Below are 21,002 nucleotides of genomic sequence, written 5' to 3'. Positions count from 1 at the left end.
GTGTGTCAGGCGACATCAATGTTGACTATGCCGCCGTCTTCGCGAGCAAGCCCGCTCCCACAGTTGAACGGTGTATATCAGAGAAAGATTGGTCGGCTATAAGGCCGCCAAGATCAAAAGATTTCAGCCTTCAAAAAACTCAGTGCGCAGTAAGCCGCCGCACACCAGCATTACCAGGCGACAACGCCAACGCCACTTGCGTGCGATTATGCATATGCGTCAACCGCAACACCTGCGATACATACAGCTTCACCGTGTTCTCGGTAATTCCCAACTCACAGGCAATCTGATAATTGGTTTGCCCCTTGCCCACCAACCGCGCCACCTCCAACTGCCGCGGCGACAGCTGATTGAAAACCGCCGGCATCTCCACCCGCTCCGCCTCACTGAATGCACCGTCAGCCGAATCCGACAAAGGCACAGAGGACGCCCCCCGACGAACCGTGTCCAGATCCTGATACAACTCATCGATCGACTCACAAAGGTCCTGCAGCTTCTGACTCAAATGCCCCAACTGCAGGTTTTTCTGCCGCTCCTGCAAGAGCACTTCCTGGCGCTTCAAACCTTCGAGCAACTCCGCCAGATCAATTGGTTTCTGATAGTAGTCGGCGAACCCGGCGCGCAAGGCCTTGATCACATCCTGCTTGTCTGCGCGCCCGGTGAGCATGATCGCCTCGAACGCCCGGTGCTTGCCGGATAACCGTTGCAGCGCCTGGATGAGCTCAATGCCATCCATGTCAGGCATCTGCAAATCACAAAGCACCAGGCCGATATCCTCATACTCGTTGAAACGCTCGATCGCCTGCTTGCCGGACTGACAAGGAACACAGCGATAACCATTGCGCTCGATGAACTCGCAAAGTTCTTCGACAATCAATGGTTCGTCATCGACCACAAGGATTTTTATTGCCGAGATAAGCTTGTTCACGTGTCACTCCATGCCAAGTCTGGCTTGACCGTTCCTGTACCCATTACCCATAGGCTGTACAACAACTGTTGTTGAAAGTAGACGCACTTTCCAACTATGTACATAGAACGAGTGGCGCCCGGCGCCTAATGCATCCAGACCAGAGTGAGCAACATGCCCACCAGTACGAACGGCGCAAAGGGCTGTATTTTTGACGTTCCAGGCCCCAAGTAGCGAAGGCGATCCCTAAGCCCCTGCCCCATATACAGCCAGAGTCTTGGCGCCAACAGCAGCCAGAATGCACTGGCCAACCCGGCGCCGATAAAACCGCCGAGCAGGTGCATACCGTCCGTCGCAAGGCCTAGTGTTGCCATCAGTTTCACGTCGCCCGCCCCCAGACGTCTCAAGGCATAACCGGGCAAGGTGAAGGCCAGTGCCAACAAAAAAGCCCACCCGCCTTGCACCGCCTCGGCCCCCAACCATGTGGTGCCTGTCCACCACAGATAGATCAGCGCCAACACACCTGCACCAAGGGTCAGGCCATTGGCGATGTGCCGCTCTCGGACATCCTGTGCTGCGCAAAGCGTCAGCCAGACAAGTAGGACAAAGTTCTGCATCCGGTTAAAAAACGTCCGTTTTTGTTGAATGATTCTATGCTGATACTACGTCGTGATGGTCAGGGTAGACGCACTCATGAAAACAGGCCTCCCCCGCAAACAAAAAGGTGCCGTGGCGATTGAATTCGCCTTGGTGTTCGTCATCTTCTTCGCCGTGTTTTATGGGCTGGTCAGTTACAGCCTGCCGCTGTTGCTGATGCAATCGTTCAATCAATCGACGGCCGAAGCGGTGCGCCGCAGTGTGGCGCTGGACCCAAGCACCGCCAATTACGACACCGCCGTCAGAAACATAGCGACCACCGAATTGACCCGGCAGCTGGCCTGGATTCCTGCCGCGCTGAACTTCAATGTGGCCACCGACGCCAGCGCCACCTACACCGGTGGCGTGCTGACGGTCACCATCAACTACCCCACCAGTAAATTGAATCAGGTCCTGCCGTTCCTGGTGCTGCCGGGGATCGGCTCGGTACCCAATCTGCCGGCGACCCTTACCGCCCGATCGAGCCTGCAATTTTGAGTTCCGGGGACAAGCTCTTCGGGCGCTTGCTCAACCGCCAACCGCCACAACCCTCGAACAGTGCGGACACTCCGAGCGTGCAACGTGTCGGTTTGCAATTGCATCTGAATGACGAGGGCCGAGTGATTCACCAGACCGGCCCACTGCGGCATCTGCTGGCGCAACAAATGCCCGGCGTACAGGCACCGCATCTTCTCGATTACCTCATGCCCCATAGCGGCCTGTCGGTCGAAGGCGCGCCTGCCGAGTGGCAGGGACAGAGTCTGGACCTGGATTTTTTCAGCCTCGGCGAACAACCGCTGCATCTGCGTGGCTGGGTGCAGCCGTTGGGCGAAAACTGGTTGTTGCAGCTGATCGACATCGGCGACTTGTTGCTCGAACGCCGACAAGCGCGCAGCCGTGAGCAATGCCAGTTGCTCGCGGCGCAGGTCAGCGAACAGTTGCGCCTGTGCAGCCTGACGCGCTTGCCCGAAGTGCTGGCGGAGCAACTGCAAGGTCTGGCACAGCGCTTTCAGATCCCGTGCATCGCCATGGCCTTGCTCGACGAACAGACAGAGGGTTGGCTGATCCACCAGCATTACGCGGCCTTCGATGCCCCCCAGTTGTGGGACATCGATCAACGCCTGGGCACAGGCCTCGACAGTTTGAATGGCTCCACCCCCCAGAAACTGACCCCCAGTGAACATCCGCGCCTGCAAAGCATCTTCGGCAATGCCGAAGGGTTCGCGGTGCCTTACCACAATGCCCAGGGCGTGGTCGCCTGGTTGCTCTGTGGTTTCTATTCTGGGCAACAGCGTGCCCCCGACCTGAGCGAGCGCGACTGGTTGCAACTCGCCGCCGCCCTGGCCGGGCCGCTGCTTGAGCGCTTGCGCGAGCATCAGCACCATCTGCAACTGGAGCGGCTGGAGTCTCTGCAAGCCTTGCTCGGCACCGGCTGGTGGGAGATCTTCAGCGACCAGGCCGAGGTGCAATTGGCGCCGTCGCTCGCCAATACGTTGAACCTTGCGAGCGCTCGTTTGCCGCTGCACGACTGGCTCGAACAGATCCACCCCGCCGACCGTGAAGAGCTGACGATTCGCCTGCAAACCTTGCAGGACGAAGGCGCGCCGTTGCTGCTATGCGTGCGCCTGCATCGCCCCGACGCGGCACAAACGCCGATCTGGTATCGACTGCAAGGCCAAGCCTTGGGCATCGGCAGAAACCGGCGGCTGGTGGGCTTCATGCTCGACATCAGTGACATCAAGAATCAGCAGCAGAACGCCGCGGCCGCCCATGCCCGGCTGGACAACCTGATCGCCAGCTCACCGGCGGTGATCTACGTGCAGCGCTATGTCGAAGGTGCGTTGCAGCCGACATTTTTCAGCGACAGCCTGTTGCCGCTGCTCGGTTGGTCGCTCGCCGATTGTGCCGCTGGCGCGCTGGTGGAACGGGTCCACCCCGAGGACCGCGACGGCTATTTCGAGCGCACTCGGCAACTGCTGCGCGAAGGTTCAGTGCGAGCCCGTTATCGGCTGCGCGACAGTCATGGCGATTACCATTGGCTGCTCGACGAAGCCAAATTGCTGCGCGACGACCTCGGGCTGCCGGTGGAAGCTGTGGGGCTGTGGCTGGATGTCACCGAAGCGACCCTGGCCGCCGAGAAAGTAAAACAGAGTGAAGAGCGCTATCGGATCCTGGTGGAAGATTCTCCGGCGATGATCTGTCGCTACCTTCCAGACCTGACACTGACCTTCGGCAACCGCCCGCTGGCGACCTACCTGGAATGCCAGCCTGAGCAATTACCGGGGGTGAACCTGGCCAGCTGGATGTCGCCGGAACAGCGCGAAGCGTTCCTCCAACGGCTTAGCCGACTGAGCCCGGAGTTCCCGGTCAGCACCGCGGAAATCAACTTGCAACTGCCGGGACGGGAACACGCGTGGTGGGTCTGGTCGGATCGCGGGGTGTTCGACGAACAGGGTCGCTTGCTGGAAATTCAGGCCGTGGGCCGCGACAACACCGAAGTCCGGCGTGCCCAGCAACAGCTCACCCAGAGCGCGAAAATGGCCACCCTCGGCGAAATGGCCACCGGGCTGGCCCATGAAATCAATCAGCCGCTGAACGTGATGCGCATGGCCATCGTCAATGTGCTCAAGCGCTTGAGCAATGGCGATGCGCAAATCGATTACCTGACAGACAAACTCAACCGCATCGACGCGCAAGTCCAGCGAGCGGCGCGGGTGGTGGATCACATGCGGGTATTCGGTCGGCGTTCGGAGATCGAGCAGCACCCGTTCAATCCGGCTCAAGCCATCGAGGGCACGCTGTCACTGCTCTCCGAAGGCATGCGCGGCAAAGGCGTCGATCTGCGGGTCAGCGAGACCGGATTTGAAGCGCAGGTACGCGGTTACGTCGATCAACTGGAACAGGTGCTGATCAATCTGATGATCAATGCGCGGGATGCATTGTTGAGCAAGCGCGAAGCCGACCGGGAGTTCAAACCGTGGATTTCGGTGTATGCCGAACGTGATGAATACTCGGTGCGACTGTGGGTCGAGGACAACGGCGGCGGTATCGATCCACGGCTGCTGGAACGGATTTTCGAGCCGTTCTTCACCACCAAACCGGTGGGCGTCGGCACCGGGCTCGGGTTGTCGGTGAGTTACGGCATCGTCGAAAACATGGGCGGTCAGTTGAGTGTAAGAAACTCGACCGAGGGCGCGCGGTTTTGTATCGAGTTGCCGATTGTCACGGACGATCAGATCACCAGCGTCGCGCGCCCCGAGTGACAGCTGAGGTTGGCACCGACGTCGACCTTGTTCAAATCGATCCCGAGGCTTACCAGCAAGGTGTTGATCAAGCTGTCGAGCAACGGGCTGAGCACGCTGTTGAGCGCGCTGACCAGCAAAGTGGTCACACTGCTCAGGATAGTCCCCAGACCGCTGACGAGACTGCCCGACGGGCCATACATATCCACGTGAATGTTAAGCGGAGTGTTGAGCAGACTGCTGACGATGCTGCTGGTGGTAAACGAGTAGTAGAACGGTGGCTGGTTGATTTCCGGCAGGCTGCTGGCGGGTGGCGCAGAGTAGACGTGGGAAATGTTGGCGTTCGCCGCCACGCTGGTGTCGGCAACGATATCGATGCCACCACCGACGCCGGGCACACGCGGATCGCAGGTGATGGGCAAGAACAGAAGCCGGCGACAGGTTTTGATCCCGATATCGATCACCTTCAACGGCTGCACCGTGACCGTCGGCGGCGTGGTGTTGCTGCCGAACATGCTGGCCGAATCGATCCGGCCGATTTTCAGGTTCACCAGCGATGTGCTGGTGCTGGTGGTCAGGGTTTTGTTGGTGTTGCTGAGGCAACTGTAGGCCGTGACGTAACTGCTGGCGCTGGCGACCTCCAGCGCCACGTCGAGCCGTATCGGCCCCGGCAACACGATGATGCTGGGTGTCTGGCAGGGCACGCCCAAGGCACAAGTCAGTGAATTGAGCACCGCCACCAGGTTGAGATTGAGCAACGCGTTGAGGGTGTTGGTCAGCGGTCCTGCCAGATCGGTCACCGCATTGACCAGCGCCACAATGGCGTCGAGTGCCGGCAAGTCGATCGACAGCAAGGTGCGAACCTGCGCGGTTCTCACATAGATCCGGTTGGGTCCCAGTGGATCCAGCGCCGCGTTTTTCGGGTTGCCGATTGCCGAGAGTTGCGGCGGTTCCAGTACCTGCACCCGGGCCGTGATTTGTGCCAGCCCCGCCAGATTGATCGGCAGGGTCGCCACCAGGCCGTTTTTCTTGTTGGCCAGTTGCACGATGCCTTCGATCAGGTTGAACACGCTCACGTTAGTCGCCAACCCCGACATATTGCTGCCGTTCTCGACGTGCAACACATTGCCCAGCACTACGGTCGTCGAGCCAGCGGCAACCTTGAGTGCTTGCAGACCGACGATGGTCGCCGTCGCGCCGAGCGTGCCGCCGGGGTCCAGCACATTGACGGCAGTCTGGATCAGTTGACTGACAGCCACCGAAGTGCCCAACACCTGGTCATACCCGGCGGCGTTGAGGCCGAGGTCGACCTTCAGTCGATCGAGGTAATTGAGCAGGCTGATATTGGTGTTCATCAACCCCTGCCAGCCCGCCACAGAGAGATTCAGATTGCCGCCCAGCAACCCGCCGAACAGTGCATTGAGGGTGGTCGACTTGCTGGTATCGATAGTCAACACCGTACTGCGGATGGTCAACGAGGCCAGCGGTGGCGGCAACGTCGCGACGGCGGTCGCGGTCAGGTTGAGGGTCGCCCCGGCTGGAGCGCCGCCGAACAGGGCGCCAATGCCACCGGCGAAACTCTGCGGGACCGAATGGCTGGCAATCACCCGAATGGCTTCGCTGCTGCTCGGATTAGCCGTAAAAACCCGAAGATTGTTGGCGTCCAGGGTCAAGGCGCCACAGGCCACCGTCAGGCTGCGCGCGGGGTCAGGAAGGGAGAAATTGTTGCGGTTTGCGCTGGCGGTGGCATAGGCGGTAGCGGTGGCACCCACGGCGCAATCACCGTTGCGCGTAGCCGACTCCAGCGCGGCCATGTCCGCCACTCGTTGCAAGCTGCGTTTTTCCAGATACAGGCGGCCGCTGTCGACCACGATCAGCAGGAATACCAAGGCCATGCCCAGGGCCAGCACTGCCATCAAACCGATCGCTCCCCGTTGCCGGGCCGGGCTACGAAACTGCAAGCAGGGAGACATGGCGCACTCCTTTGCCGGCACACTGCCGAGGGTTACCTCCATTGGTGAGAAGCAGTGTAGACAAGGGTCTGCCAGATTGCTGGCAACGCGCCATCCCAGATGACAAAAACTCAATGTGGGAATGGGTTTATGTGGGAGCGGGCTTGCTCGCGAAGACGGCCGTTCAGTCGATATTGATGTCGTCTGACACTCCGCTTTCGCGAGCAAGCCCGCTCCCACAATGGATCTATGGTGTTGGATAGTTCAGGGTTCAGCGCGGTGGATAGTTTGCCAATATCCGTCCGACCGTCTCGTGGATTTTATTGCTACGATCCTGCGGGTTCGGTGTGCGGCTGAGCGTCTGCTCGTCGCTGCCGCGCCATACCAGTTTGCCGTCCTTGCCATCGAGCAGGTCGATCTGGATGGTCGCTACCTTATAGCTGACGTTGCGGGTTTCGGTGTACATCGGCCCGCCCCAGTAGCCGTACCATGGGCCACCATAACCGCCGCCATAGTTAGTGCTCACCTGTTGCTGGCGATCTTCGACGATCAGGTAGGCCTGCACTTTCAGATCCGAACTGGCACCGGCAGCGGCCGGACGCAAGCCACGCTGATCCAGCTGATCGGCAACGGATTGGCGGATACGTTGTTCGGTCAGGTCACTCTTGATCCGTGGATCATCGGGACGGTATTGCACGGCGGGCTCTTTCCAGCTCCAGCTACGATAGGCGGCAAAGTCGCGGCTGGCATCGAAGTCATGATTGACCTGGTTGACGGCGCAGGCAGTGAGCAGCGCGGCCATGGCCAGTAAAACGAGACGGCGGGACATGATTTTTCTCCGATAGAAGACATGCACCTACGGAATGCTTCCTTACGGGAAGCTAATTAGGAGGATACGCCGACATGGCCTTTTCGACAGCTTCGCGAATGGCATCGGCACGCCCGCTCTGGTTGCCCTGATTGCTGGTTTCGGCACTGGCACTCCATACCGGCTGGCCGGTGCCCGCGTCGAACAGATCGACCTGCACCACCACGACTTGTACCTGATAAGTACGGATGACTGGCACGGTGTTGTACATGCCATAACCGCTGCCGTAGCGGTTGTAACCGCCATAACCACCGCCGTAGTAACCGCCACCGTAACCATAGTCGTCCTGAACCTGACGCAAGCGGGTTTCCAAGCGCAAATCGGCGCTGACTAACAGGTCCGCCGGACGGTTGTCGTGCAGCGGGCGCAAGCCGCGTTGATCGAGGGCATTGCTGACCGCCTCGGCCACCTGCGCCGAGTCTGCCCAGGCAGTGCCCGGTGGCAGGCGCCCGTTGAGCCAGGCCCAGCTGCGATAGCGCCCGTAATCCCGTGGCGGCGCCGGGTAGGCGCTGCGGTCGAAGGTGGTGGCGGCCTGGGGCGGTGCCGGTGGCAGAGGATTGGACGTCGCGACATAAGGGTTGCTGCCCTGACAGGCCGCCAACCCGAGACAGATCACCAGCAACCCTGAACGACTTTTCATTGCGAGCTCCGATCAGATCGGCCGACAGATCCAGTGCAAATAGCGCCCAAGCCCGGCGAAGCTTGGGTGACGGCGGTGAGCCAGTTCCATTTCCAGCAAGTCCGGCAGTTCGACGCGGGCCTGGAATTCCACCGGCATATAGTCGTAAAAAACCCGCACCCCACTCTGGGTTTCGACCTGCCACATGCTCTCAAGTTGCGCCGCCAATTCCCGTGGATCCAGTGGCTGCTGCGGGGTCAGGCTCTGCTTCTCACCGGCCATGTCGTTCTTGCGCATCTTGCGGAAATGGCCCTTGAGCAGGTTGCGGTAGATCAACGCATCGCGGTTGTAGAACGCCAGGGACAACCAGCCGTCAGGCTTCGTCAACTGATGCAGCACCGGCAAAATCGCATGGGGTTCGGCCAGCCATTCCAGCACGGCGTGGCACAGCACCAAGTCGTAGGGTTCAGTGAGCTGACCGAGCAGATCCTGCCACGGCGCCTGAATGAACGTCGCCGTCTGCCCCGCTTCGGCGAAGCGCTGGCGGGCGCCTTCAAGCATCGGTTCGGCGGGCTCGGCGAGGGTCACCTGATGACCGCGCTCGGCCAGCCACAACGACATGTGGCCCAGGCCGGCACCGATATCCAGTACGCGCAACGGGCGGTCCGGCAGGGTTTCGGCCAGGTCGGCCTGTAGCACCGCGAGACGAATCGCACCTTTGGCGCCACCGTAGATTTTTTCGGCGAAGCGGGTCGCCAGTTGATCGAAATGACGGTCGCTCATCAGCTGAACCGCCGTTCGCTGTCCGCGAGTTTGCTGCGCACCACGTCATTCATGTCCAACCCCAACTCGCTGCACAGCAGCAGTAGATACAGCACGATGTCGCCGATTTCCTGCCCGGCATGGGCGAGCTTGTCCGCCGGTAACTGGCGCGACTGGTCTTCGCTCAGCCACTGGAAAATCTCCACCAGTTCGGACATTTCCACGCTCGCGGCCATGGCCAGGTTTTTCGGGCTGTGAAATTGCCGCCAGTCATTGCGGTCACGAATGGCGTGCAGGCGTTCGGTCAGTTCAACAAGGTTCATCGGGCTCTCCTGAAGGCGTATAGCTTCAGGGGGATGGCGGGTGAAGGCAAGTGGCAGCGTTGTGCCTGCGCACTTGCGCCATACTCAAAAAGATCGCAGCCTTCTGCAGCTCCTACGGGAACTCGGCAGCACGATCAATAGCCCAAGGCTCGGATCCGGCAACCACGCCACTACTCCATCAGGACGTACACATGCAGGTAGAAAGCTTTTTCGAATGGCTCGGCCAGATAATCGGTTCGGCCATCCGGTTTATCATCGATGCCCTCAGTGGTCTGTTCAACCTGTTGAGCAACGCCGGCAGCAATTTTGTCGAAGGATTGGCCCAGGCGCTGGGCATGGACACTTCGATCGTCAGCATCATCACGCTGATCATCGGGCTGATGCTGCTGTGGGCAGCGATCCGCGCCTTCATGAACGCGTCGATCATCATGGGGATTATCTGGTTGCTGTTGGGGTTGTGGTTGCTGAGCTGGATTGTTCATTAAGGCTGCCCCCATTCAATGTGGGAGCGGGCTTGCTCGCGAAAGCGGTGTGTCAGTCGACTGACATGTTGAATGGAAGAAAGCCTTCGCGAGCAAGCCCGCTCCCACATTAGATCTCTGATGTTTTGTAGATTGCGTTCGCTTAGCTGAACACAATCTGTCGCTACAATGCAGGCGCCCCCAAGGAGCCTGCATGTCCAACCTGATTGCCGACTGGCGCGACCATCCGACCCATCGTCGAGTCTGGGCGCTCGCCGCACCGATGATTCTCTCGAACATTTCTGTACCGCTGGTGGCGCTGGTCGACAGTACCGTCATCGGCCACCTGCCCCATGCTCATCAACTCGGCGCCGTTGCGGTGGGCGCCAGTCTGTATACCTTTCTTGCCTGGGCCATGGGTTTTCTGCGCATGGGCTCCACCGGGTTCGCCGCTCAGGCTGCCGGGCGCGGGGATGGCGCAGCGTTGCGGCAGATTTTGCTGCAAGGTCTGTTGTTGGCCATGGGCCTGGCCATTCTGTCAGGGGCACTTGGCGTGCCATTGAGCGGAGTCGCGTTGCACTTCATGCAACCGTCGGCGGAGCTGGATCAGCTCACCCGCGACTTCTTCCACACACGGCTGTTCGGTCTGCCCGCGGCGCTGGCCAGCTACGCGCTGGTGGGCTGGTTCCTCGGCACTCAGAACGCTCGGGCGCCGCTGGCGATTCTGCTGAGCACCAACTTGATCAACATCGCGCTGAACCTGTGGTTCGTGCTCGGCCTGGATTGGGGCGTGGTCGGCGCGGCGCGGGCCTCGGTGATCGCCGAGTGGACCGGCGCACTGATCGGCCTGTTCATGACCCGCAAGGCCCTGCGCGCCTACCCCGGCCATATCGCCTGGGCCGCGCTGGCGTTGTGGCAGAGTTGGCGCCCATTACTGGCGGTCAATCGCGACATATTCATCCGCAGCCTGGCGTTGCAGTCGGTGTTTTTCCTGATCACCGTGCAGGGTGCTCGACTGGGCGATGCCACGGTCGCCGCCAACGCATTGCTGCTCAACGGTTTGCTGCTGACCGCCCATGCGCTGGACGGTCTGGCCCACGCAGTCGAAGCACTGTGCGGGCACGCCATCGGTGCTCGCGACCGAGAAGCCCTGCGCCGCTCATTGGTGGTGGCGTGCGGTTGGTCATTGCTGGCGAGTCTGGGGTTTGCCTTGCTGTTTCTGTTCGCCGGGCACCTGTTCATCGAGATGCAGACCGACATCCAGAGCGTGCGCGACACCGCATTCCTTTACCTGCCTTACCTCGCGGTACTGCCGCTGATTGCCGTCTGGAGTTACCTGCTCGACGGTCTGTTCATCGGCGCCACCCGCGCCCGGGAAATGCGCAACGGCATGCTGCTGACGGTGATCCTGCTGCTGCCCTTCGCCTGGGCGCTGCAAGGCTTGGGCAACCATGGATTGTGGATAACCTTCCTGTTGTTCATGTTGCTGCGCAGCCTGACCCTTGGCGCGTTCGCCTGGTACTTGCGCAAGCACGACAGCTGGCTCAACGGATGACGGGGGTCAGGGTTGATCGTTCTGCCACAGGGTGCGCAGGCTATCGAGACGCTCTTGCTGGGTGATTCCCGACAACGGCTGCCCAGGCACTGCGTTGGGGTGTTGCAAGCGCAGCCATAACCAGCCATCGAGCACCGGACGTTCGCTGAAACCCAACGCCAGCCCTTCCTGCAGGTAAGCCCACAAGGTGTAGTAGTCGGTGCCGGAGGATCGGCTCCAGTGCCAGGCGTGTTGTTCCAGCAGGCAGGTTTGCAAGGTATCTCGCTGACGCGGGGTGAGGTTTTCTTCGATGGCCAGCGGCCGGACGGCAAGCCGCGGATTCAACAACTGCTGCCAGCCTTGACAGCCAATGGCCCGGTCGGCCCAGGTGCCGCCGAACCAGCGCAACTGCTCGATCGGACCTAGCCAGCGACTGAGCTCTTGAGCATCGCAGGCATCGAAAAAATAACTTGCCGTGTGTGGATTGTAGTAACTCAACAAAGCCCGGTGATGCAGACCCAAAGTGACCGCGAGCATGCGTCGCAAATGCTCCAGTAGCTGCGATGGCGATGCTTCACTGACCAGCAGTAACCCGCTCCAGGTATGCGGTGCACTTTGGCACAGTTTGGCCAGTGCAGGGCATTCGCGAAGGTCGACCAGCACCGGTCCGAGTTCACGCAACGGGTGAAATTCGGTGCCTTCGAACAGACGGAACCATCGGGCATGAGCAAACTGTTGCCGTAAACTCGCACCGGCCTGAGGCATGCCTGGCACATCGAGCAACAGCCATTGCGGGGCCGGGTCGGTTGCCTGAGCGGCGATCATGCCGCACCGCTCTGGCCAAGCAGCATCGCCGCCCGACAGGTGCAAAAGGACTGCGCGCAATGACTGAAACTGCCGCCGCCGGGCAGCAGGCACAGGAGCACCAAGGGTTCGCTGGCTTGCAGCAAGCCCTGCAAGCCCTCGATCGCCGGGCTGACATCGGTCGTCAAGGGGGGTTGCAGGTCGGGTATGACTGGCTCTGTGCTAGACGCTGCGCCGGGAAGAAATCCGCTGATCAAGGGTTGGTCCGGGTCGCCTTCGATAAAGCTCACCAGCACCTGCGCGCCTTCACTCAACGGCAAGGTGCCGGCGCCGGCCAGCTCGGGAGCCAACGGCAACCAGCAGTGGCTGGGCGCTGCGCCCTCACCCTGATAAAGCCAGTCGAACTGCACCGCTACCGGTCTGGACAGATCCGGTTGAGACTCATCGACCTCGACCACCCACGCCCGCTGCAGGCTGTGCATCCTGGGTTTCACGACCGAATCAGCCGCCACGAAAGGCATTTCCTGCACAACGGCGCGCAGTTGGTTGCTATAAGGAAGCCCCGGTTCCTGCCCTCCCTGATGCTCGACATGGGTCAGTAGCCAGAGACGATTCCAGTCCGCACTCGGATGGCCGGACAGCGACATCAGTTGACCACTGCGCAACGTCGCCAGATTCGTCTGGCCTTCGGCGATCTGCCCGCAACCGTGAAGCTTGAACTGATGCACGCCTGGCCGCTCGCCCTCCCCCTCGAAGTTGCCTTCTTCGCCACGGCAAAACTGGCCATCACCGAAAACCAGACAGTGTCCGCGTGCGCAGTGTTCGAAGTAGTAATGAAGCCGCTCCTGGGCGCACAGACGCTGGAGAAATTGCAGGTCCGATTCCCGGTACTGCGTGCAGAAATCACGGGGCGGGTAATCGCCACTCAGGTCGAAGCGCTGATCATGGCCGGCAATGCCGTGCTCCTTGAGCACCTGAGCGAGAATCTCCGGCACCGAACGATGGCTGAAGATTCGTTGATTGAAGCGCTGGGCCAGACACGCCAGCCTGGGCCCCAGACGGACACGACATAGCCTAGGCTCACCGCCATGGCCGAGCTGAACGAGGCCAAGCAACTGCCCGTGAATACCCTGCCCCAAGGGCCCGAAGTGCAAAAAGGCCGAGCGGTACAGCAGGCTCGAAAGGTCCAGCGTCGGGTCACTGTTCAGCAGATCCACGTCGAACATAAAAGGCTCGCTGATGGCTTCGCTACCGGTAAAGGCCAAGACCTCAAAGGGGTCGGGAAGACCCGCTATATCCAGACGAAATGATGGCTCGTTGGCTGGATCGAACATCGGCGATTCTCTACAGGAGGGGCGGCCGGGGATTCTCGCTGAGAGACATGGCCGAGTAGAGTGCCGAAGTACAACTTAGGAAATGACCTACGCGAAAAGAAGACCACATCGCTGGATAGCCCGGCCTGTGGGTCATTTCGCTTGAAAAGAGAGAAGTGTCGCACCAGGTCATCTGAAATTTCCCCAACGTATGGAGAATTTTCAGACAACCCGATGAGAACGGAGCCTTACCTCAAGAAGACAGGTAAGAAGAACGGGTCAGGCCCAGACGCAAGGCATCGAGGAACTGGGTGCGCTCGGCGGCGCTGATGCGGGCGCTGGCGCACTTGTCGCGGTAGTGGGTCATCAGCTCTTCCGGCGACAAGTGTACGTAACGCAACATGTCTTCGATGGTGTCGTGGGTTTCGATACCGGCGTGGTACACGCTACCGTCGGCGTTCTGGTAGATGTTCACCGAGTCGGTGTCACCGAACAGGTTGTGCATGTCGCCGAGAATTTCCTGGTAGGCACCCACCAGGAAGATCCCCAGCAGATAGTCTTCGCCTTCGTTCAAACCGTGCACCGGCAAACTGGTCTCGATGCTCTGCTCGTCGACGTACTGCTTGATCTTGCCGTCGGAGTCGCAGGTCAGGTCTTGCAGCACGGCACGGCGCAGCGGCTCTTCGTCGAGACGGTGCAGCGGCAGGATCGGCAGGACCTGGCCGATGGCCCAGGTGTCCGGCAGGCTCTGGAATACCGAGAAGTTGCAGATGTACTTGTCAGCCAGCTTGTCGTTGAGTTCGTCGAGCACCTGACGGTGGGAGCGCTGACGGGCCTTCAACGAGTTGTGCAGGCGGCGGCAAACGGCGAAGTAGCATTGCTCGGCCAGGGCTTTTTGCGCCAGGGTCAGCTTGCCATCGGCGTATTGAGTGGCCACGTCGCTCATGTAGTGCGTGGCGCGCCAGTAGGTCTCGGTGACCATTTCGATGTCGGTCGGACCGAGCAGATCAACCAGCCACTGCACGGTTTCCGGCAGCTCTTCCTTGTTATCGATCTTCGGCACGTCGTCGTTGTGTTTCTCGACGTCGGTTACCTGAACCACCAGCATGGCGTGGTGAGCGGTCAGGGAGCGGCCGCTTTCAGAGAAGATGTTCGGGTGCGGCAGGTTCTGCGCGTCGCAGAACTCCTTGAGCATCCCGACCACGACACCGGCGTAATCGTCCATGTCGTAATTGATCGAACTGGCGTTACGCGAGTGAGTACCGTCGTAGTCCACGCCCAAACCGCCGCCGACGTCGATGTGATCCACCGGCAGACCAAGGTTGCGCAGCTCGCCGTAGTAACGGATCGCTTCCTTGAAGCCGTGCTGGTAGTCCGCCAGGTTGGCGATCTGCGAACCCATGTGGAAATGCAACAGGCGGATGCCCTGGTCCAGGCCGGCAGCGCGGAAACGCTCGACCACCGACAGCAGTTGCGCCGCCGACAGGCCGAACTTGGATTTTTCACCGCCAGTGTCTGCCCACTTGCTCGATGCCAGGGACGACAGACGCACGCGCAGGCCGACCTGCGGCTTGACCTTGAGCGACGCCGCTTCTTCGATCACCAGACCGACTTCGGATTCTTTCTCGATCACGATGAACACGTTGTGGCCGAGCTTCTGGCCCATCAGCGCCAGACGGATGAACTCGCGGTCCTTGTAACCGTTGCAGACGATGGTGCCGCCCTTCGGCGCCAGCGCCAGAACGGCGAGCAACTCAGGCTTGGAGCCGGCTTCCAGACCGATGGAAACGTCTTGGGTAGCGATGATGTTTTCGATCACCGCTTCTTGCTGGTTGACCTTGATCGGGTACAGCGCAGTGTACTTGCTCTGGTATTCCAGGCGTTCGATGTTGGCGTCGAACGCACCCGTCAGCTGACGCACGCGGTCTTGCAGGATGTCAGGGAAACGCACCAGCAGCGGCAAGGACAAACCGCTTTTGCGCAGTTGGTCGACTTGCTCGAAGAGGTCGATAGGCGAACTGGTCGGACCGTTCGGACGAACTTCGACGCGACCGGCGTCATTGATCGCGAAATACCCGGCCCCCCAATGGCGAATCCCGTAAACACTGCGGCTGTCCGCAACTGTCCATTGGCTGCCATCGTCTTTGCGTGTGCGTCGTACGGACATTGAAGTCCCCTATAAAGAAGTCATAGAGCGTCGCCTGGGTTCAGGCCGGCGCAGTCTAAAGAATGAAAATGACGATTAGCCTGCATGCAAGGGGCATAGACCTCGCATTCAGCGCTGAGTTTAGAAACCGGTCAGAACAGGCTCTGTGAAAACCATGTAGACGACGCCAGACCAGAATTAAATCGGGGCCGGATCAAGCCGAGGGTGGTTTTCACAGAGGCTGCTAGCCGCCGGACTTCTTCGCTTTGAAACCGTGTTTGATCAGCTCGGCCAAGAGTAGCTCGACATGATCGCCCTGGATTTCGATGATTCCGTCTTTCAACGCCCCACCGGTCCCACAACGTTTTTTCAACGTGGTGGCCAGATCCTTGAGCGCGTCTTCGGCCAACGGCACACCGGTGATGGTGGTCACCGTCTTACCGCCACGCCCCTTGCTTTCACGACGCACGCGAGCGATGCCGTCGCCGGCCGGGATAACGGTTTGTTTGCAGATGCAGGCATCCACCGGTTGACTGCAATCCGGGCAATGACGACCTGCGTCGGTGGAAAATACCAGGCCACCAAGGGCGGCGAAGGATGCGGCTTTTTTGGCCACCGGCAATCCTCTTGGGAGGACAAAGACTGGTCGCGGCAACCCGGGAGGGAGCCATCGACCGCGAAGCCCCACTCAGGCAGGGGCAGCGCTACTGAGCCGGGCATTACCGGTTCAGTTTGAAAAGGTCGCGCAGTGTAACGGCAAAAACGCCGATTGCTAAGAGCCAATCGGCGCCAATTTATGCCTTCTTTGCGACGTGGCTTTGCTGAGCCTTCAGATAGCGCTTCAACGCCGCCAGAGAGTCCGGGCAGTAAGGCTTTTTCTCGATTTCCAGCATCACCTGTTCGACGGAAATGAAGCGCGCTTCCAGTACTTCTTCCGGCTGCAGGATCAACGGACCATCCCACACCGCCGAAAATGCCGAACACCAGAGCCGGTTGCCGGTGTCCTCGAAGAAAAAGTGATCATGGGCAGTCAGTTCCACACCGCTCACGCCCAATTCCTCTTCCAGCTCACGGGCCGCCGATTCGGCGTAAGTCTCAGTGGCCAGCACCATGCCGCCGGCCGCCACGTCCCAGTAACCGGGGTATATCGCTTTGCTCAGGGTGCGCCGGTGCACGCACAGTTCACCGGCAGAATTAAACAGCATGATGTAGGTGCCGCGCCCGATCAGCCCGCGTTCGCGCAGGTCGGAGCGCACCAGCGCGCCGAGCAGGTTGTCCTGCTCGTCGACCCAGGCGATCTGTTCGGCATCTGAGGCCGCGCGGTGGGCGGCCTCACGCATGCTATCGACGGAACTATCAGCCATGACTCAACCCTGATTGAGCAATTGACGCAAATCGATCACCGCGGCGTTCGCCCGGGAGATGTAATTGGCCATGACCAGCGAGTGGTTGGCCAACACACCGAAGCCGCTGCCGTTAAGGATCATCGGGCTCCAGACCGGCTCTTGCGAAGCCTCCAGCTCACGAATGATCTGGCGCACGCTGACGGTGGCGTTTTTCTTCGCCAGCACATCGGCGAAATCGACTTCGATGGCACGCAGCAGGTGGGACAACGCCCACGCCTGACCGCGGGCTTCGTAGAACACATTATCGATCTGCAGCCACGGGGTTTCGACGACTTCTTCGTCAACCTGCGGCACCTGACCGAGCGCCGGGACTTCGGTTTTCAGCGCGGTGTTGAGCTTGACCCGGCCAACACTGGCCGACAGCCGTTGCGACAGCGAACCCAAACGGGTTCCCACATCACCCAGCCAGTTGTTCAGGTTGTCGGCGCGGGCATAGAACAGCGCACTTTTCTGATCAGGGCCCGACAGACGTGCCTGATAGCGGCTCAGGGAGTTGATGCCTTCCTGGTACTCGGACTCACTGGATGGCAGCACCCAGCTTTTGTTGTCGAAGTTGAAACGCGGCTCGGCCTTGGCCAGGTCGGCGTCTTCGGCGGATTGTGACTGGGAACGGGCGAAGTCTTTACGCAGTGCACGGCTCAGGTCGCGGACCTGGACCAGCACGCCATATTCCCAGCTCGACATGTTGTCCATCCATAGACCCGGCGGGAAACGGTCGTTGGAAATATAACCACCCGGCTTGGTCAACAAAGTACCGGCAACGGTCTTGAGGGTTTCCACCGTGGTGTACCCGACCACCATCTGCTTGCCTTCTTTCTCGGCCGCCACTTGGGCATTCTGCTGAACCGGGAACAGCGCCGGTTCCTGGCTCCAGTACCAGCCCAGCGCGATCGCTACCAGCAGGTAAAGAACGATTAGCGTAGCCAGCGCCCGGCTGAACAACAGGCCGCCAAAATAACTGCGGGTGGCCGATTTTGGTTCAGCGGCACGCTCAGGCGCGCTGCCTGTGCGGTTCTTCCAGTCCAGCATGGCGATATCCTTTCAATCACTTGAGTTCATCGGTTCGACCACAACCATACAACAACGTGCCTTTGACCGGCACCTGCCGTTGGGCTTATCCGGACAAATTACCGTCAGGGATCTGGGAAAACCGTGTGTTAATGAACTCAGCCGCCCTGCCCGAGTTAAACGCCGATGATCTTCATGGAAATCTGCTGCACCTCAGCCGAGGTAAACAGATGTGCGATTCCCTCACCGTCGGTTCTGCGCGCAGAAGTGTCCCCATCCACCGTTGCGATGTAGTGACGCTGTGCCAGCGGCTCACCCGTTACGCTGTCTATGAGCCGAAAGACTCTTGGCGATCTCGAGGGCTGGGCGGGCGGATTTTGCATCAGCTCTATCATCTTTGGATCAAAAGCCCGCTCCGGCATTGTCCATTCAATGTAATCGGCTTCTGCCCTGACCAACCACCATTCTTCCCGCTCGATCTGGTGAAGCACCTCGCTGTCGAGGTCGATCAATAGGCCGGCACGCAGCTCGGCGAGTCCTTCGATGGGTTGCCGGTCAAGCAGCGCCTGGCAAACCAGATCCAGCGCTTGCTCACTGGACCAGACATGTTGTCGCTCTGACTCGGACAGATCGCGTTCATTGACCAGCCTCATGCGTGTTCCTCGGCGCTCCATTCATCGCAACCCATGGTTCGGCTGATCTCATGCCGCCAGTAAATTCGCCGGTAACTGAAGTGGACCTTCTCCAGTTGAGTGAGGTGAGCGGTGCCGGGGTCCTGACAATGCGGCATGAACACTTCGGCGCCGATGATCACAGCGTCTTCAAGCTCCATGGTGTAGAAGTGTTCCTGCGTTCCCTGAGCCGAAGTGCGATACCACTCAACACGGCACTCTTTGAGTAACTCTCCAGTACATAAAGCGGTGTTGATCAGCGGTGATGCTTTGTCGATGGTCTTAGTGATGATTAACGGCTTGTGCATCCGACGCCCGGCGCCTGATCCTTTGGGAACGAAGATGCCGTGGCTCAGGGCCTGGATCATGATCTGGTCTTCGCGGCCCAGTTGGTAGACGTTGCCGACGGACGCCTCGGTGAAGGCGCCTGCGCTGATCAGACCTTGTCGTTCGCCGTGGAGGGTCATGAAGGCGGGGGTTGGCATGGTGGGGCTCCTTTGGTTTTTGTGGGGAATAAAGGGGTGTCCGGGATGGATTGATCCAGTTCGATTAGAGCTTCTTCGTCCCCATCTTCTGCGAAAGGGGTCCACGGTTTGCCGATCGATAGCGTGATGAGGTAGCGCTCTTCGTCGGGTTTCTTGTCGTATTTGAATCGGTGCAGATGCATCGTGACTTGATATTTTTTGCCAGCCTTCCAGTAGACCTTTCCTCCTTTATTGACGTCTCGTAACTGCGCTCGCCATTCAGGCGTGTCAGCAAAGGGTGGATAGCGTTTCCTGCCGGCCACCCTCCATCCGCCCTCGCGCCACTGTTCTTGTAAATCCAGCGCTACCTTCAGGGCATCATCGAGCAGCAAAGGCTCAACCTGCGGAGACATGCGGATACTGCTGACGACATTGTCGTCAAATACAACAGTGAAAAAGCGCGCTCTGGGCGTTACGAACTCATACTCCGGATCGATGAGTCGAAGCCGTGCATCCGTCTTGGGAAGGCCCATCCAGACATGCCCGGGGACCCTCGGGCTGAAGGGGACTGAAGAATGCTTGCGCAAGGTTTCATAGGTGCCGCCCACCTCCAATGCGATGACTGGCTCTTGCGATAGAGACTCAACTAACTGATTCGTAGCCGCCCAGATCAGGGCAGTCAGAAGCAGTAAGCCTGCCCCGAGCCGCCAGCGGCCAATACCTTGCGGCAAACTCATCGTCTTCCCTGCCCTGATGCGATTTCGGTGATCGACTGCTCCAGCACACTACGGTTTGTGTTATTGAGCATCTGATCAAAGCGTGCCGCTGCCCGAAGTACGAAAGGCATTCGCTGCTTGATATCCGACAAGTCTGCTAGCGGACTGTTGCTGAAACCAATGGTGCGTCCGTCATCAACACGCTGACATTGGCTGGAGAGCGTCAACTCAATTGCCTGGGCTACGCCTGAAGGAAAACCGGTCACATAAGAAACATGGTTGCCACGCAGTAAAGCCACCAGTTGCCCATTCTGATAAATCGTGGGCTGTAGAATATTTTGCTGCTCATGCCAGGCTAAATGCGCGACGCTCCCGGCAATGTCCCCTGCCTCAATCGCCTCAAACCCCCGAAAAATTTCGATGTAATCTACCCCGAACGTCAGCTGCTCTTGGCCCACCGGCCACAGCACCGGGTGCTTCGGATGTCCATAAATGGCTTCGCGTGTTTCCAGGCACTGCTTCAACTCTGCCAATCCCCGCTTCGCATAAAACTCATGCAACGGAAAAACATCCAGAAACAGCGTGGTATTCCCCAGCGCCATCATGTCGTGCACATGCCGGAACTGCTGCTGCACTAGCGATAGCTCCTCTCCTTCAGAACGAAAATCCACAGAAGGAACAGGATTGCGCGCATCCGCTTCTTTATAGTCACGCAGCTCATCCGCCTGCTCGGCCATCCTGCCCGGCGTCAGTAATCCGGATTCACTGCGGCTCTGGCGCAATCGCTGCCGCGCCTCATGCTCCTCGCGAATGAGATCAATACTGTCCGCCGCGTGAAGCAATCCACAACCGACCTGTTTGGAGGCAAATGCAGCCAAGCCAGCCCATTGAAACCTCGAGTCATGCAGCCATAGCCGGGCGTAAGCCGCATTGATCGCACGATTGCGCTCCACTGGATCAGCGATCAGAACCCCGCTGGGAGCAACGATTTCTTCAGCTTCGCGCTGGTAACGCCGCCACAGGCATGCGCACGTTAGAATCGGCACATCGGTAACAAGCGTCCTGCTGCCGTATAGCTCCACCACTTCGCATTCACAGTCAGCCACGGGGGTGCTGTTGTGGTTGAGGCGCTGCTCATCGCAGGGTTGTTCTTTGAAACATTGGGTCATG

Annotated in this window: 21 protein-coding genes; 4 read left to right on the top strand and 17 right to left on the bottom strand. The window is 59.6% G+C overall.

The window, feature by feature from the left end; all coding sequences use genetic code 11:
• Nucleotides 1-139: 139 nt before the first annotated feature.
• Nucleotides 140-928 (bottom strand): response regulator transcription factor, encoded by a 789-nt coding sequence (locus IC37_RS23410; RefSeq protein ID WP_030128225.1) that lies wholly within the window; start codon nt 926-928, stop codon nt 140-142.
• Nucleotides 929-1,053: 125 nt separating this feature from the next.
• Nucleotides 1,054-1,524 (bottom strand): prepilin peptidase, encoded by a 471-nt coding sequence (locus IC37_RS23405; protein WP_030128226.1) that lies wholly within the window; start codon nt 1,522-1,524, stop codon nt 1,054-1,056.
• Nucleotides 1,525-1,600: 76 nt separating this feature from the next.
• Between IC37_RS23405 and IC37_RS23400 the strand changes: the two genes are divergently transcribed.
• Together IC37_RS23400 and IC37_RS23395 are read left to right on the top strand one after the other, a co-directional pair.
• The gene (locus IC37_RS23400) at nt 1,601-2,041 is read left to right on the top strand and encodes a TadE/TadG family type IV pilus assembly protein (protein WP_030128227.1); all 441 of its coding nucleotides are present in this window, start codon (nt 1,601-1,603) and stop codon (nt 2,039-2,041) included.
• Nucleotides 2,038-4,806, top strand: a complete 2,769-nt coding sequence (locus IC37_RS23395; RefSeq protein ID WP_030128228.1) for an ATP-binding protein — start codon at nt 2,038-2,040, stop codon at nt 4,804-4,806. The genes IC37_RS23400 and IC37_RS23395 overlap by 4 nt, the downstream gene beginning before the upstream one ends.
• On the opposite strand, the gene IC37_RS23390 is transcribed toward IC37_RS23395, so the two are convergent.
• The 5 genes from IC37_RS23390 to IC37_RS23370 form a co-directional block, all read right to left on the bottom strand.
• Nucleotides 4,776-6,758, bottom strand: a complete 1,983-nt coding sequence (locus IC37_RS23390; protein WP_030128229.1) for a TadG family pilus assembly protein — start codon at nt 6,756-6,758, stop codon at nt 4,776-4,778. The two genes, IC37_RS23395 and IC37_RS23390, sit on opposite strands and share 31 nt — an antisense overlap.
• Before the next feature lie 250 nt (nt 6,759-7,008).
• Nucleotides 7,009-7,566: a DUF4136 domain-containing protein gene (locus tag IC37_RS23385; protein WP_030128230.1), complete on the bottom strand. Its 558-nt coding sequence runs from the start codon at nt 7,564-7,566 to the stop codon at nt 7,009-7,011.
• A 52-nt stretch (nt 7,567-7,618) separates the two neighbouring features.
• Nucleotides 7,619-8,245, bottom strand: coding sequence for a DUF4136 domain-containing protein (locus IC37_RS23380; RefSeq protein ID WP_030128231.1), 627 nt, complete (start codon nt 8,243-8,245; stop codon nt 7,619-7,621).
• 12 nt (nt 8,246-8,257) lie between these two features.
• Nucleotides 8,258-9,007, bottom strand: coding sequence for a methyltransferase domain-containing protein (locus IC37_RS23375; protein ID WP_030128232.1), 750 nt, complete (start codon nt 9,005-9,007; stop codon nt 8,258-8,260).
• The gene (locus tag IC37_RS23370; protein ID WP_030128233.1) at nt 9,007-9,309 is read right to left on the bottom strand and encodes a MazG-like family protein; all 303 of its coding nucleotides are present in this window, start codon (nt 9,307-9,309) and stop codon (nt 9,007-9,009) included. Before IC37_RS23370 ends, IC37_RS23375 begins: the two co-directional genes overlap by 1 nt.
• A gap of 191 nt (nt 9,310-9,500) precedes the next feature.
• On the opposite strand from IC37_RS23370, the gene IC37_RS23365 reads away from it, so the two are divergent.
• On the top strand, nt 9,501-9,794 hold the full coding sequence (locus tag IC37_RS23365; RefSeq protein WP_008011267.1) for a hypothetical protein: 294 nt from the start codon (nt 9,501-9,503) through the stop codon (nt 9,792-9,794).
• 190 nt (nt 9,795-9,984) lie between these two features.
• Entirely contained in the window at nt 9,985-11,325 is a 1,341-nt protein-coding gene (locus IC37_RS23360) for an MATE family efflux transporter (protein ID WP_030128234.1), read from the top strand.
• 6 nt (nt 11,326-11,331) lie between these two features.
• Here IC37_RS23360 and IC37_RS23355 read toward each other — a convergent pair whose 3' ends face one another.
• The 10 genes from IC37_RS23355 to IC37_RS23310 form a co-directional block, all read right to left on the bottom strand.
• Nucleotides 11,332-12,129, bottom strand: a complete 798-nt coding sequence (locus tag IC37_RS23355; protein ID WP_030128235.1) for a DUF4123 domain-containing protein — start codon at nt 12,127-12,129, stop codon at nt 11,332-11,334.
• Nucleotides 12,126-13,442: a type VI secretion system Vgr family protein gene (locus tag IC37_RS23350; RefSeq protein ID WP_030128236.1), complete on the bottom strand. Its 1,317-nt coding sequence runs from the start codon at nt 13,440-13,442 to the stop codon at nt 12,126-12,128. The genes IC37_RS23355 and IC37_RS23350 overlap by 4 nt, the downstream gene beginning before the upstream one ends.
• A 232-nt stretch (nt 13,443-13,674) precedes the next feature.
• The gene (gene speA / locus IC37_RS23345) at nt 13,675-15,588 is read right to left on the bottom strand and encodes an arginine decarboxylase (protein WP_030128237.1); all 1,914 of its coding nucleotides are present in this window, start codon (nt 15,586-15,588) and stop codon (nt 13,675-13,677) included.
• A gap of 223 nt (nt 15,589-15,811) precedes the next feature.
• The gene (locus IC37_RS23340; protein ID WP_007907444.1) at nt 15,812-16,183 is read right to left on the bottom strand and encodes a translation initiation factor Sui1; all 372 of its coding nucleotides are present in this window, start codon (nt 16,181-16,183) and stop codon (nt 15,812-15,814) included.
• 178 nt (nt 16,184-16,361) lie between these two features.
• Entirely contained in the window at nt 16,362-16,931 is a 570-nt protein-coding gene (locus tag IC37_RS23335) for an NUDIX hydrolase (RefSeq protein WP_030128238.1), read from the bottom strand.
• Nucleotides 16,932-16,934: 3 nt separating this feature from the next.
• Nucleotides 16,935-18,002, bottom strand: coding sequence for a DUF2333 family protein (locus tag IC37_RS23330; RefSeq protein ID WP_030128239.1), 1,068 nt, complete (start codon nt 18,000-18,002; stop codon nt 16,935-16,937).
• A 155-nt stretch (nt 18,003-18,157) separates the two neighbouring features.
• On the bottom strand, nt 18,158-18,634 hold the full coding sequence (locus IC37_RS23325; RefSeq protein ID WP_030128240.1) for a hypothetical protein: 477 nt from the start codon (nt 18,632-18,634) through the stop codon (nt 18,158-18,160).
• Entirely contained in the window at nt 18,631-19,137 is a 507-nt protein-coding gene (locus IC37_RS23320) for an Hcp family type VI secretion system effector (protein ID WP_030128241.1), read from the bottom strand. Before IC37_RS23320 ends, IC37_RS23325 begins: the two co-directional genes overlap by 4 nt.
• Nucleotides 19,116-19,853 carry a hypothetical protein gene (locus tag IC37_RS23315; RefSeq protein ID WP_256580786.1) on the bottom strand — a complete coding sequence of 246 codons (738 nt, stop codon included), beginning with the start codon at nt 19,851-19,853 and terminating at the stop codon, nt 19,116-19,118. The genes IC37_RS23320 and IC37_RS23315 overlap by 22 nt, the downstream gene beginning before the upstream one ends.
• On the bottom strand, nt 19,850-21,001 hold the full coding sequence (locus IC37_RS23310) for a DUF2515 family protein (protein ID WP_030128243.1): 1,152 nt from the start codon (nt 20,999-21,001) through the stop codon (nt 19,850-19,852). The genes IC37_RS23315 and IC37_RS23310 overlap by 4 nt, the downstream gene beginning before the upstream one ends.
• Between the last annotated feature and the right edge of the window lies 1 nt (nt 21,002).

Origin of the sequence: Pseudomonas sp. QTF5 (assembly GCF_000512695.2) — a bacterium.
Lineage (GTDB): Bacteria > Pseudomonadota > Gammaproteobacteria > Pseudomonadales > Pseudomonadaceae > Aquipseudomonas.
Note: the sequence above shows the minus strand (reverse complement) of the source record. Positions and strands in the feature narration are given on the sequence as shown.

Coding starts and splice junctions, on each gene's coding strand:
- IC37_RS23405 (WP_030128226.1), bottom strand. CDS start 1,524: ATGCAGAACTTTGTCCTACTTGTCTGGCTGACGCTTTGCGCAGCACAG.
- IC37_RS23400 (WP_030128227.1), top strand. CDS start 1,601: ATGAAAACAGGCCTCCCCCGCAAACAAAAAGGTGCCGTGGCGATTGAA.
- IC37_RS23390 (WP_030128229.1), bottom strand. CDS start 6,758: ATGTCTCCCTGCTTGCAGTTTCGTAGCCCGGCCCGGCAACGGGGAGCG.
- IC37_RS23385 (WP_030128230.1), bottom strand. CDS start 7,566: ATGTCCCGCCGTCTCGTTTTACTGGCCATGGCCGCGCTGCTCACTGCC.
- IC37_RS23380 (WP_030128231.1), bottom strand. CDS start 8,245: ATGAAAAGTCGTTCAGGGTTGCTGGTGATCTGTCTCGGGTTGGCGGCC.
- IC37_RS23375 (WP_030128232.1), bottom strand. CDS start 9,007: ATGAGCGACCGTCATTTCGATCAACTGGCGACCCGCTTCGCCGAAAAA.
- IC37_RS23370 (WP_030128233.1), bottom strand. CDS start 9,309: ATGAACCTTGTTGAACTGACCGAACGCCTGCACGCCATTCGTGACCGC.
- IC37_RS23365 (WP_008011267.1), top strand. CDS start 9,501: ATGCAGGTAGAAAGCTTTTTCGAATGGCTCGGCCAGATAATCGGTTCG.
- IC37_RS23360 (WP_030128234.1), top strand. CDS start 9,985: ATGTCCAACCTGATTGCCGACTGGCGCGACCATCCGACCCATCGTCGA.
- IC37_RS23355 (WP_030128235.1), bottom strand. CDS start 12,129: ATGATCGCCGCTCAGGCAACCGACCCGGCCCCGCAATGGCTGTTGCTC.
- IC37_RS23350 (WP_030128236.1), bottom strand. CDS start 13,442: ATGTTCGATCCAGCCAACGAGCCATCATTTCGTCTGGATATAGCGGGT.
- speA (WP_030128237.1), bottom strand. CDS start 15,588: ATGTCCGTACGACGCACACGCAAAGACGATGGCAGCCAATGGACAGTT.
- IC37_RS23335 (WP_030128238.1), bottom strand. CDS start 16,931: ATGGCTGATAGTTCCGTCGATAGCATGCGTGAGGCCGCCCACCGCGCG.
- IC37_RS23330 (WP_030128239.1), bottom strand. CDS start 18,002: ATGCTGGACTGGAAGAACCGCACAGGCAGCGCGCCTGAGCGTGCCGCT.
- IC37_RS23325 (WP_030128240.1), bottom strand. CDS start 18,634: ATGAGGCTGGTCAATGAACGCGATCTGTCCGAGTCAGAGCGACAACAT.
- IC37_RS23320 (WP_030128241.1), bottom strand. CDS start 19,137: ATGCCAACCCCCGCCTTCATGACCCTCCACGGCGAACGACAAGGTCTG.
- IC37_RS23315 (WP_256580786.1), bottom strand. CDS start 19,853: ATGAGTTTGCCGCAAGGTATTGGCCGCTGGCGGCTCGGGGCAGGCTTA.
- IC37_RS23310 (WP_030128243.1), bottom strand. CDS start 21,001: ATGACCCAATGTTTCAAAGAACAACCCTGCGATGAGCAGCGCCTCAAC.